This window comes from Chryseobacterium populi, assembly GCF_000282115.1.
Classification (GTDB): Bacteria; Bacteroidota; Bacteroidia; order Flavobacteriales; family Weeksellaceae; genus Chryseobacterium; species Chryseobacterium populi.
Window position 1 is genome coordinate 24,532 of the sequence record NZ_AKJY01000085.1, and the last position, 11,255, is coordinate 35,786.

Annotated in this window: 9 protein-coding genes; all 9 read right to left on the reverse strand. The window is 39.1% G+C overall.

Features of this window, described 5'->3' with window-relative positions; translation table 11 throughout:
* Window positions 1–111: 111 nt before the first annotated feature.
* The 9 genes from PMI13_RS16860 to PMI13_RS16900 all read right to left on the reverse strand — a co-directional run bounded on the left by PMI13_RS16860 (window position 112) and on the right by PMI13_RS16900 (window position 11,208).
* Window positions 112–1,176, reverse strand: a complete 1,065-nt coding sequence (locus PMI13_RS16860; RefSeq protein ID WP_238536328.1) for a UDP-glucose--hexose-1-phosphate uridylyltransferase — start codon at window positions 1,174–1,176, stop codon at window positions 112–114.
* Window positions 1,145–2,332 carry a galactokinase gene (gene galK / locus PMI13_RS16865; protein WP_007845948.1) on the reverse strand — a complete coding sequence of 396 codons (1,188 nt, stop codon included), beginning with the start codon at window positions 2,330–2,332 and terminating at the stop codon, window positions 1,145–1,147. Before galK ends, PMI13_RS16860 begins: the two co-directional genes overlap by 32 nt.
* Window positions 2,333–2,457: 125 nt before the next feature.
* Window positions 2,458–3,411, reverse strand: a complete 954-nt coding sequence (locus tag PMI13_RS16870) for a transketolase family protein (RefSeq protein ID WP_007845949.1) — start codon at window positions 3,409–3,411, stop codon at window positions 2,458–2,460.
* Between the two features lie 216 nt (window positions 3,412–3,627).
* Complete coding sequence (locus PMI13_RS16875; protein WP_007845950.1) at window positions 3,628–4,476, reverse strand: transketolase; 849 nt, start codon at window positions 4,474–4,476, stop codon at window positions 3,628–3,630.
* 4 nt (window positions 4,477–4,480) lie between these two features.
* Complete coding sequence (fsa, locus tag PMI13_RS16880) at window positions 4,481–5,134, reverse strand: fructose-6-phosphate aldolase (RefSeq protein ID WP_007845951.1); 654 nt, start codon at window positions 5,132–5,134, stop codon at window positions 4,481–4,483.
* A 154-nt stretch (window positions 5,135–5,288) separates the two neighbouring features.
* Window positions 5,289–7,322, reverse strand: a complete 2,034-nt coding sequence (locus PMI13_RS16885; RefSeq protein WP_007845953.1) for an alpha-glucuronidase — start codon at window positions 7,320–7,322, stop codon at window positions 5,289–5,291.
* A 68-nt stretch (window positions 7,323–7,390) separates the two neighbouring features.
* A complete protein-coding gene (locus PMI13_RS16890) occupies window positions 7,391–8,359 on the reverse strand; it encodes a glycoside hydrolase family 43 protein (RefSeq protein ID WP_007845954.1) in 969 nt (322 codons plus the stop codon).
* A 34-nt stretch (window positions 8,360–8,393) separates the two neighbouring features.
* Entirely contained in the window at window positions 8,394–9,515 is a 1,122-nt protein-coding gene (locus PMI13_RS16895) for an endo-1,4-beta-xylanase (protein ID WP_007845955.1), read from the reverse strand.
* 238 nt (window positions 9,516–9,753) lie between these two features.
* Window positions 9,754–11,208, reverse strand: a complete 1,455-nt coding sequence (locus PMI13_RS16900) for an MFS transporter (protein WP_007845956.1) — start codon at window positions 11,206–11,208, stop codon at window positions 9,754–9,756.
* Window positions 11,209–11,255: the final 47 nt, after the last annotated feature.

The window sequence follows — 11,255 nt, forward strand, 5'->3', positions numbered from 1 at the left end:
CTTTTCATTATAAACTCATTATTAATCTGAAAGTTATAAGTCAGTATAATATTAATGATGAAGTAATTCTGTAAAATATTCTTGGATAGATTCAAATAAATCTTTTCTACATTATTTATCTCTATAATGTACACGCAAACTATTTTTTAATATTTCTGCGCTTTGTTCTGGTGTAATATCACGTTGAGGTTCTGCCAACATTTCGTAGCCGACCATAAATTTTTTAACATTGGCATTTCGAAGCAATGGCGGATAAAAATGCATATGAAAATGCCATTCCGGATGCGGTTCCCCATCTGTGGGAGATTGATGGATTCCTGCAGAATACGGAAAAGAAATCTCAAAAAGATTGTCGTAAATGATTGTTAAATCCTTTATTATCGCTGCTAAAGAAAACTTTTCGTTATCTGAGAACCGCAGCAAATTTTCAGCTTTTCTTTTGCTGACAATCATTGTTTCGTAAGGCCAAACCGCCCAAAATGGTACAACACCCACAAAATCCTCATTTTCCAGAATGATTCTTTCGTCTATTTCCAGTTCTTTTTTTACATAATCTTTCAAAAGAGAATTACCGGTTTTTTCAAAATATTTCTTCAGGTTATCCTGAGTTCTCAAAACTGACGACGGGATCGAAGACTGTGCCCAGATTTGCCCGTGTGGATGCGGATTGCTGCATCCCATCACACTTCCTTTATTTTCAAAAATCTGAATGTGATTAATGTAATCTTCAGCTCCTAGCTCTTTATACTGTTCCTGCCAGACATCTACCACATTTTTGATGTCATCGACTTCCATTTCCGGTAAAGTAAGGCCGTGATTTTCTGAAAAACAAATAACTCTGTTGATGCCCCGCTCCGGCTTTAATGAAAAAAAATCCGACGGTTCATCAGAAAATTCAACATCTTCTTTCATCAGAGAGCCAAAATCATTGTCAAAAACATAAACTCCTTTGTAATCGGGATTTCTTTCGCCATTTACACGCATATTCCCTGAACATAAATAGCAATCCGGGTCGTGAATGGGAAGCTTTTCTTCGGTTACTCTTTCGGTCTGCCCCTGCCACGGCCGGCTGGCTCTTTGCGGAGAAACCAGAATCCATTCATCCAATAGGGGATTGTATCTTCTGTGAGGATGCTTATTCTGATTAAATGACGAATTCATCTCTTTTGTATTCATTAATTCCATCCGATATTTTTACATGATATACTTTCATTTCGATGTCAAAACCTGCTTTGTATTTTGCGCTGATGTTTCTAATCACTTCATCTACATTTTCATTTTTGATAAGATTGATACTGCATCCTCCGAAACCACCACCCATTATTCTTGCGCCCAAAACACCTTTTTCCTTCAAAGTTGCCTCTACCATAAAATCAAGTTCTTCACAACTCACTTCAAATTCAGTGGAAAGCCCTGAATGAGTTTCGGTAAGAAGTATTCCCAAATATTCAACATCACCTTCAGCTAAAGCCTTAGCTGCCTTTTCTACTCTTTTTATTTCCTTCAGGAGATACAAACATCTTTTGTAGGAGGTCTCTCCTATTTTTTTTCTCACAGCATCAAGCATTGGAACATTGAAATCTCTGAATTTATCTATTTCAGGAAACATTTCCCACAAAACTTTTTTCCCTTTATCAACATCTTTTCTCCTGTCGTTGTAGCCGGAAGTCAGGTGCGTGTGCTTTACACAACTGTCGAAAAGCACAAAACTGTATCCTTCCATATTCGCTTCAAAATACTGATGTTCCAAAGAATTACAATCAAGCATTATCACCTGATGTTCTTTGCCGAAAACGGATGCGAACTGATCCATAATACCGCACTTTACACCCACAAACGTATGTTCGGATTTCTGACCAATGAGAGCCAGGTCTTTTTTAGATAAATTTAAATCAAAAACCTGGTTGAGAATAAAAGCAAATCCACATTCCAAAGCAGCCGAAGACGACAGCCCCGATCCCATCGGAATCGTACTGCTGAAAGCAATCTGTAAACCACCGATCTGTTTTCCGCTTTCCTGAATAGCATTGAAGACACCCAGCAAATAATTGACCCAGGCTTGTGAAACCGGACTTTGTTTGTGATTAATATTAAAGCTAAAAGAATCATTAAAGTCTTTTGCAAAAAATGTACAGCTCTCAGAATCATCCACCTTTTTTACGGCAAAACAAATATGTTTGTCGATAGCGGCAGGAAGTACAAAACCATCACTGTAATCTACGTGTTCACCAATAATATTAATTCTTCCCGGAGCAAGAAAAATTTTTTCCGGCTCTGACCGGAAGAACGATTGAAATGCTTCTTTTGTATAATTGATTAATTTCTCCTTCATAGATAACCGCAATTTAAGCCTTTATAATATATTTTAGCTAATTATTCATTTTTGAAAATGGCTAAAGCTTATTCCGATTGGTAATTATTTAAAACCTTCGCTAAATAAAAATGCCAATCAGCAAATTATTTTCTTCTTATTACTTTTTTTGCTGCTTTAACAATGTCATTCGCAGTAAGTCCATATTTTTCCATCAGCTGGTCGGGTGTTCCGCTTTCTCCGAAGCTATCGTTTACCGCAACATATTCCTGAGGTGCAAGATATTCCGTAACCAGAAGCTGTGCAACGCTGTCGCCCAAACCTCCTAATCTGTTGTGTTCCTCGGCAGTTACCACACATCCTGTTTTTTTAACGGAATTAAGAATCGCTTCTCTATCCAAAGGCTTAATAGTGTGAATGTTGATGATTTCTGCATCAACACCCTGCTCTTCGAGAATTTCTCCGGCTTTTATGGCTTTCCAGACGAGATGCCCAGTTGCAACAATCGTAACATCTTTTCCTTCGTTGACCATCCAGGCTTTCCCAATTTCAAAAGATTGGTTTTCCTCAGTAAAAACAGGGATCACAGGTCTTCCGAAACGCAGGTAAACCGGGCCTTCATAATCTGCAATAGCAATAGTTGCCGCTTTGGTCTGGTTATAATCGCAGGTGTTGATGACCGTCATTCCGGGAAGCATTTTCATCAGACCGATGTCTTCCAGAATCTGGTGTGTTGCACCATCCTCGCCTAAAGTAAGCCCGGCGTGTGAAGCGCAGATTTTTACGTTTTTACCGGAATAAGCCACCGACTGACGAATCTGGTCATAGACTCTTCCTGTAGAAAAATTGGCAAAAGTTCCTGTAAAAGGAATCTTACCTTCCGTGGCCAAACCGGCTGCAATCCCAATCATATTGGCTTCAGCAATCCCAATCTGAAAAAAACGGCCGGGTGCCTTTTCTATGAATTTTTCCATTTTCAGGGAACCGATAAGATCGGCACAAAGTGCTACAACATCCGGATTTTTATCTGCCAGTTCTGCAAGGCCGGCTCCGAAACCGCTCCGGGTATCTTTTTTTTCTGTGTATGCATATTTTTTCATTGTATGGTTCTAGGTTTAAAATTTGACATTGATAATTTTGAAGGGAATTCGCAAAGTTTTTAACTATTTGCTATTTTTTGGTTCATAAGGTGTTTTACTGAGCGGAGGCATAGTATATTTGTTACTATAAATTTTATAATAGAGATTGCTTCACTTCGTTCGCAATAAAAAAAAGCAGAAACGAAGCGCGGAATAGCTGTTCAAATAATTTAATCCCTAATAATCTCCTAAAGTTTCTTCAAGCTGGTCTAACGCTTTTGCCAATTGCTCATCATTAGGTGCTTTTCCGTGCCAGGCGTGGCTTCCCATCATATAATCGACTCCGTATCCCATTTCTGTTTTCAGGAGAATACAAATTGGCTGTCCCTGCCCTGTCAATGATTTTGCCCTGTCTAAAGCAGTAAGAATTTCTTCCATATCATTTCCGTTTTCCACTTCCAGAACTTTCCAGCCGAAGGCCTCGAATTTGGTTTTAAGGTTACCTAAAGACAGTACTTTGGAAGTAGGACCGTCAATCTGCTGACCATTGTAATCTACGGTTGCAATAAGATTGTCGACCTTGTTGTGAGATGCATACATAATAGCTTCCCAATTCTGTCCTTCCTGTAATTCACCATCGCCATGAAGCGAGAAAACGAGGTTTTTATCTTTGCTTAATTTTTTACCGACTGCGTGGCCAATCGCCACAGACAAACCTTGTCCAAGCGAACCGGAAGCAACGCGAACACCGGGAAGATGCTCGTGTGTAGTGGGATGACCCTGCAATCTGGAATTCAGTTTTCTGAATGTCACCAGTTCTGATTTGTCGAAATACCCTGCGTGTGCCAAAATGCTGTAAAAAACAGGTGAAATATGACCGTTGGAAAGATAAAAAACATCCTCATCTTTTCCCGTCATATCAAACTCTTCTTTTCTCTTCATCGAATCAAAATACAATGCTACCAGAAAATCCGCACAGCCGAGCGAACCTCCCGGATGACCCGACTGACAGGCATGAACCATTCTTACAATATCTCTTCTAACCTGTGAAGCAATATTTTTGAGTTTTGAAATATCGTGCTGCATATCATTATTTCATTTTTTGTGAATCTTTTATAAACTGTTCCAAACCGCTGTCTGTTAAGGGATGCTTCAATAGTGACAAAATCGGAGGTAAAGGACAGGTTACCACATCGGCACCTATTTTCGCACAATTTATAATGTGCATACTGTGCCTTACGGAAGCTGCTAAAATTTCTGTCTCAAAGCCGAAATTATCAAAAATGGTCCTGATTTCTTCAATTAAATTCAGCCCATCGGTAGAAATATCATCCAGCCTGCCTAAAAAGGGTGAAACATAAGTCGCTCCTGCTTTTGCAGCCAAAAGTGCCTGTCCGGCAGAGAAAATCAGGGTACAGTTGGTACGGATTCCTTTTCCGGAAAAATATTTGATTGCTTTGATACCATCTTTAGTGACCGGAACTTTTACCACAATCTGTGGGTGAAGTGCTGCCAGTTCCTCTCCTTCCGTTATCATTTCATCATAAGTAATTCCTATAACTTCGGCACTTACATCTCCATCTACGATATCACAGATTTCAAGATAATGGTTGAGTATATTTTCTTTTCCGGAGATCCCTTCTTTCGCCATAAGAGAAGGATTGGTGGTAACGCCATCAAGAATGCCCAATGCATTGGCTTCTTCTATCATCGAGAGATTGGCAGTGTCAATAAAAAATTTCATAAAATAGATTGTTAAAATTATATAAGTGTTAAAATTACACTTATATATTCATCCATACAATTTTTTCTCTGAAATTTATAGATATGTCTTTAACTTCACAATCTTACTATTTCAGAGAAATAAGGATATAATAAGTGATTTCAGTATTAGAAGCTTAATTATGATGCCCCATATTAAGTTTAATCTTTTTTAAATCTTCCAGTTCGTGAACTGGTCTTTCAATGTCATAAGGAATCGGCAATTTAGAAAATGTCTGGAAATATAGCAGACAGGCATCTTTCCACCACACGGCATCTCTTGCCTGAATTTTAAGCTTCGACTGAACCTGCTGAAACCTCTCATCATCAATATATGGCTGCATTCTATCCCATGTTTTTTGATATTCGCGTACCTTCTTTACCCCTGTATCATATTTATAAGATAATTCTTCCCATAAGGTTTTACCATCCTTCATTTTATAATCCCAGGGAACGTGGTGAAACCAAAGAATCAGATTTTCCGGACAGGTTTTTATATTTCCATACGTTTCATTTAATGGAGAAAAATATTGTGAAACAGCATTACTTCCGGATATTGTCCGGTCAAATCCTAAGCCCTGTGCATTGGCCTGATGATAATATACCGGCGACCAGTCCGGTCTTCCGCCTTTATAATCACCCCAGGGTTCCGGGCCATAATGATGTCCTGATGCGAAAATATGGTGCAAACCAAGCGGCATCATATAATCGACCGCCGTTTCTCTTGAAGTCAGCATTATTTCTTTTACAGGATTAAGAAAATTATTATCATGGGTAAACGTCATTTTAATCCATTCATCGGCGATCTGCTCAGCAGTCAGGTCATGGTTCCATGCCAGACGTCCGAAAGCATACCAATTGGCCTGCGCAAACTGATGTCCGGTCCAGTTTTTATCTTCCCCGATATTGGAAACAGCTGAAATAGCTGAAATTTTTGCGGATCTTAATGTTCCGTCCGTTATCCTGGCAATTGTCGAACCCTTGCCGTCAGAATAGGTATCGCTGTCTAAGGTTTCTTTAAATAGAGGAGCAAGAAACACAAGATGATTTGAAGAGCCCAGATATTCCTGAGTAATCTGAAATTCAACCATTTCAGGTGTTTTCCTTAATGCTCCGAAAAGCGGATTAAATGCTTCACGAGGCTGAAAATCAACAGGCCCGTTTTTAATCTGGATAATGACGTTATCCCTGAATTTTCCATCAAGAGGAACAAATTCGAGATAAGCCTGTTTCGCACGGTCTTCTTTGCTCGGGCTGTAAACGAATGCTCTCCACATGACAATTCCACCATGAGGTTTCAGGATATCTGCCATCATATTGGCTCCCTCTGCGTGCGTTCTTCCGTAATCCTGCGGGCCGGGCTGCCCCTCGGAATTGGCTTTCACCAGGAATCCTCCAAAGTCAGGAATTAGTTTATAAATTTCCGAGGCCTTTTCTTTCCACCATTTCTGAACATCTTTGTTTAAAGGATCAGAATTCTCAAGACCTCCCAAAACTTTTGGCGATGAGAAATTCACTGACAAATAAACTTTAATTCCGTAAGGTCTGAAAATGTCTGCCAAGACTTTTATTTTTTCAAGATAATCTTTGCGGAGCATATTCGGCGAAGTATTCACATTGTTGAGAACGGTCGCATTAATTCCAATTGAGGCGTTGGCCCTTGCATATTCTTCGTATCTCGGGGAAGTTTTATCCGGCAAATCTTCCCATTTCCACAGAGAATGCCCGGCATAGCCACGCTCTATCGTTCCGTCCAGGTTATCCCAATGGTTTAGAATCCTGACGTCATATGAGGGTTTTTCGGTAATATTAAGATTTGTTGTCGCAGAATTGGTCTGCTGTAAACGCAAAATATGATAAACTCCATACAACAAACCGATTTCTTTTTCAGCAGAAATGACAAGTCTGTTCTGAACTGATTTTATCATATAGCCGCCTTTCAGGTTTTTTAATGATTTGTCCGTACGAAGTTCCACAGCCTGACCCTGCCAATGGCTGCTCAGTTCTTTTTTAGCAATGTTCAGAGTAGGATTATTCCCCTTGGAAATGATCTTATCGGCAGAAACGCCGTTTTTTGCCGGAAACCGAAGCCACAGCTGACTTCCGTCCTCCGCCAAAATCGTTAACGGAATCATTAAAAATAATAGAAAATACTGTCGGAAATTTTGCATTTGGAATTGTTTTTTCAATAGGTTTCACCTACAGTTATTAATATTGAAGGCTTCTGAATTTTTTAAGCTTAATTATCCAGACCTTCAATGGTTTTAATTTTACCATTTTCATCATATTCAAGCTCAATTACTTTCATACTTCTTAGCCAGGTTTTTCCTTCGCTCGGTACAGAATCATGGAAGAACAAATACCATTTTCCTTTAAATTCTACAATACTGTGATGGGTTGTCCATCCAACGACAGGTGTCAGGATCTCACCCTGAAAAGTAAACGGCCCATAAGGACTGTCACCGGTTGCATAACAAATTAAATGAGTATCGCCGGTAGAATATGAAAAATAATATTTACCGTTGTATTTATGCATCCATGAAGCTTCAAAAAAACGATGCTTGTCGCCGTGAAGTAAAGGATTGCCGTTTTCATCAAGAATCAGAACGTCTTTCGGTTCTTCTCCGAATTCCAGTATATCATCGCTCAGCAAAGCAACTTTTGAAGGAATTGCAGGTTCATTCTCATGAGGAAGAATCGCTGATTCCAATGCTTTGTTGTTTCTGTAACGCTGCAATTGCCCACCCCAGATTCCGCCGAAATACATATAATGTTTTCCGTTTTCCTCAAAAATACAAGGATCGATGCTGTAGCTTCCCATCATAGGGTGTTTCTCGGGTACAAAAGGTCCGTAAGGCTTGTCGCTCACTGCAACGCCAATCCTGAAGATGTCATTTTTATCTTTTAACGGAAAATACATATAATATCTGCCGTTTTTATATGCAACATCACAATCCCACAGTTGTCTTCCCGACCACGGAATATCCTTTACCGAAAGGACAACACCATGGTCTGTGATTTCACCATTCTCCACATCATCCAGGGAAAAAACGTGGTAATCATTCATATCAAAATGGTCTCCGTTGTCATTTTCTTCCATTCCGCTCTCCCGGTCATGTGATGGGTAGATGTACAATTTACCTTCAAAAACATGTACGGAAGGGTCTGCCATATAATCTTTCGGAAAGAGATATTTTGCTTTTTTCATTGTTTTAATTAGAAGTTAGATACTAAATATTAGATTATTTTTCTTTTGTTAGCTGAATAATTTTTTTCACCACAGGTTTTGCCTGATCATTCCGGTCAAAAAGTAACGGATAATCGGTTCTTCCTTTTACCGGGAAATCATTTTTCCAGGATTGGGCATCGGTAACACCCCATAAAGTCACTCTTCTGATTTTATCCTGATGTTTCAGGAATATTCTGAAAAAATCAAGATAACGGTTTTCCCACTCTGCTTTTACATTTTCCGGAAGACCTTTGGTATAGGGATTCATTTTTGCCTGATATTCCACGGTGTCCGAAATATTGGCGGAAGTTCCCCACGGAGAAGGAAGCGCGCTGATTTCCATTTCAGTAATATTTACTTTGACACCGGCTGAAGCATAATCAACAATTGCTTTTTCATATTCATTAATTGATGGAGTATCCAAACCGACATGGGTCTGCATCCCTACACCATCAACTCGTATACCTCTGGATTTCATATTTTTAACCATTTTTATCACGGTCTGAACTTTTCCGGGATACCACTCATTGTAATCATTGTAATACAATTCTGCATTCGGGTCTGCTTCCTGCGCATACTGAAATGCTAAGGGAATAAATTCTTCACCAAGGATTTCGTAGAATTTACTTTTACGGTAGGAGCCATCTTCCATTATCGCTTCATTCACTACATCCCAACCTTTTACACGGCCTTTGTACCTGGTCACAACTGTTGTGATGTGATTCTTCATTCTTTGTTTAAGAATTTCTGCAGAAACGTCTTTCCCGTCTTTATCCACGAAAAACCAATTCGGCAACTGTGAATGCCAAATTAAAGTATGCCCGATGATAAACATTTTATTTTTCTCACCGAACGCTACAAATTTATCGGCATCATCAAAAAAGAATTTGCCTTCTTCCGGCTGCAGAAACATTGATTTCATACAGTTTTCCGCAACAATGGAGCTAAACTGATTTTTAATGATTCCAACTGATTTCTCATCTGTTTCATGAACCTGCGGAAGGTTCATTGCTGTTCCGATGTAGAACTTATTTTTGAATGCATTTTTCAGGGTGGCACCAGAATTTACCGTACCTGCTGTTTTGCAAGAGATTGTTAAGGTTAGAATTCCTAATAATGCTACTATTTTTTTCATAAAGATTTTTATTTTTTAATAAATCAGTTCCATAGAGAACAGAAAATTTGTGAACGCAAAAGCCCGTAAGGTTTTTGGATTACTAAATATTTTAGGTTCGCAAAGGCATAAACTCAGCAAAGAACTATTAGTCATTAACTCTTTCAGTGTATTGATCTTAGCTCAGCATGAATGAAATCTTCGATTGTACTCAGGATAAATTCAGACGGATAAAGCTTCCCAAATTTTTATCAGATCATTAATCTTTTGATTTTCTTCTTTCTTTAAGATCCTGTTCGATTTTGATTTCCATTTTTTTGTTGATTTCGTAAAACAACAGCAATCCGCACGCTAAAAAGAACGGGATGGAAGGAAATATGCTAACCAGCATTTTGGCACCCATTGAAACTGTTTCCGGTTGTATTACATTAACCGAACCTTCTGAGGAGATATAGCCGTATTTCCCGATAATTAGTGCGACTAATGAACTTCCGATACTTAAGCCTACCTTTAAGCCTACCATCATTGCAGAGAAAATAATTGCTGTCGCCCGCCTGTTGTTTTTCCATTCTGAATAATCGGCGACATCCGCGATCATTGCCCAAAGTAGTGGCGTGCCTATTCCGTAGAAGAAACCATGCAAAATCTGTGACAAGAACATCAATCCTACCGATTTTGGGGGATAAAATATAAATGCAAGCACAAATAATGTTGAAATAAACAACGATGCGATGAATGCATCTCTTTTGCCATATTTATCGGCAAATCTTTTGGAAAAGGTAATCCCGACAATCATCATAATAATTCCGCCTGCATTAAAGAGCCCGAAACCTGCTGAACGAGGATCTTCGCCAAAGAAATTCATCCCGATGGAATTGAAGAAATCAGTAATCGGCGATATAAATTGCTTAAGCGAGGCTTCATCTACATAATTGTTAAAATAATATACATAAGAACCACCTTTCATTGCTAATGTAATAAAAATCAACGCTGTAACTGTCAGCATTATAATCCAGGGTTTGTTTTTCTTCAAATCTTTTAAATCTGCACCTAAACTTGATTCCTGCTCCGGTTTCGGAATGACTCTTTCTTTGGTCGTGAAGAATGTGATCAGCAGCATTACCGTGCCGATAATGGCCAGCCAGGTCATTACTACCTCGATTCCGGCAGCTTTGTCACCATGTCCGGCAGATAAGATAATCGGCAGCATAAATACCTGAACAAAAAACTGTGCAAACATTACAGCAACAAAACGATAAGAGGAAATACTGTTTCTTTCGCCCATATCACCGGTAATAACACCGCTTAAAGCTGCATAAGGTAAGTTATTGGCCGCATAAAGCAATAGCAGCAAAGAATAAGTAACTGCGGCATAAATCATTTTCCCCTGATACGAAAAATCGGGTGTGCTGAAGGCGAAAAATGCCGCTGCACCCAGCGGAATTGCTGAAAGTAAAATCCACGGACGGAATTTCCCCCATTTTGTTCGGGTTCTGTCTGCCAATGCACCGACAAGAGGATTGAAGCCAAAACCTGCAACCAGGCCAACACTGAGTGTGATGACAGACGCGTCTTCTGCTTTTAACCCGTAAATATCTGTGTAAAAATACGCCAAATACGTTACGAGCGTCTGGAAAACCAAATTGGCAGCCAAATCTCCTAAGCTGTAGCCGACTTTTTCAACGACAGATATTTTTTGAGATGAATGATTCATATGAGTTTAGATATTAGGTATATAAATAATTGATAATAATCTATTTA

Excerpts from the sequence above, each read along its gene's own strand:
- PMI13_RS16860 (WP_238536328.1), bottom strand. The coding sequence starts at position 1,176 with ATGAATACAAAAGAGATGAATTCGTCATTTAATCAGAATAAGCATCCT.
- galK (WP_007845948.1), bottom strand. The coding sequence starts at position 2,332 with ATGAAGGAGAAATTAATCAATTATACAAAAGAAGCATTTCAATCGTTC.
- PMI13_RS16870 (WP_007845949.1), bottom strand. The coding sequence starts at position 3,411 with ATGAAAAAATATGCATACACAGAAAAAAAAGATACCCGGAGCGGTTTC.
- PMI13_RS16875 (WP_007845950.1), bottom strand. The coding sequence starts at position 4,476 with ATGCAGCACGATATTTCAAAACTCAAAAATATTGCTTCACAGGTTAGA.
- fsa (WP_007845951.1), bottom strand. The coding sequence starts at position 5,134 with ATGAAATTTTTTATTGACACTGCCAATCTCTCGATGATAGAAGAAGCC.
- PMI13_RS16885 (WP_007845953.1), bottom strand. The coding sequence starts at position 7,322 with ATGCAAAATTTCCGACAGTATTTTCTATTATTTTTAATGATTCCGTTA.
- PMI13_RS16890 (WP_007845954.1), bottom strand. The coding sequence starts at position 8,359 with ATGAAAAAAGCAAAATATCTCTTTCCGAAAGATTATATGGCAGACCCT.
- PMI13_RS16895 (WP_007845955.1), bottom strand. The coding sequence starts at position 9,515 with ATGAAAAAAATAGTAGCATTATTAGGAATTCTAACCTTAACAATCTCT.
- PMI13_RS16900 (WP_007845956.1), bottom strand. The coding sequence starts at position 11,208 with ATGAATCATTCATCTCAAAAAATATCTGTCGTTGAAAAAGTCGGCTAC.